The organism is Candidatus Bartonella washoeensis Sb944nv (assembly GCF_000278135.1).
GTDB lineage: Bacteria > Pseudomonadota > Alphaproteobacteria > Rhizobiales > Rhizobiaceae > Bartonella > Bartonella washoeensis.
In genome coordinates, this window is sequence record NZ_JH725025.1 from 210,808 (window position 1) to 211,582 (window position 775).

General features: G+C 38.2%; 1 protein-coding gene. It reads right to left on the reverse strand.

The genetic code is table 11. The features are described from left to right. Positions 1-55 precede the first annotated feature (55 nt). A partial coding sequence (locus MCQ_RS09970) for a hypothetical protein (RefSeq protein ID WP_006924593.1) occupies positions 56-775 on the reverse strand: 720 nt, incomplete at its 5' end.

Consider the following 775-nt stretch of genomic DNA (forward strand, 5'->3'; position numbering starts at 1 on the left):
TGACACGGCTTTTTTGCTGTTTAAAAGCAGGCGCCCCCCGCGCCTGTTATTTTATTTACACTGCTATAAAAACAAGTCTTTCCGTGACATCAGTGGCAATAGTTTTTTTATAAATGCTGCTATCAATTTCGCTATCACCACAAACCTCAGTATTACCATAGACCTTAGCATCACCACTAACCTTAGCATTACCATAGACCTTGGCATCAACAGAAACATGGGCACTTCCATAAACACGGCCATTTTCATAAATTTTTGCTTCTCCACTCACCATAGCATTGCCATAAATTTTTGCTTCTCCATGAACCATAGCAGCGCCACAAATATAAGCATTATCACAAACTATAGCCTTCTGAAAAATTAAAGCATCTTCACAAATCTTAGCATTACAATAAACTTTAGTACTACCTAATACACGCGCTTTACCATAAACTTCGACGTTGCCATAAATTCGAGTTTTTTCTAAAAATTTTCCATAGACCTCTTCATAGATCCGAGCATTACCATAAACTTTAGCACGTCCAAAAATCTCACCATAAATTAAGGCGCTACCATAGACCTGAGCATATCCATAAACCTCAGCTTCTACACGTACACTTGCATTGCCATAAACACAGGCATTTTCGTAAATTTTAGCATAACCAGTAACTTCTGCTTTATCATAAACCAAAGCATTATCACAAACATGAGCATTTCTATAAACCATGGCATCACCAGCAACCCAGCAATTCCCTTCATGAGAGAGGTTGTCTTCCTTTTCTATAAAGCCACCTAG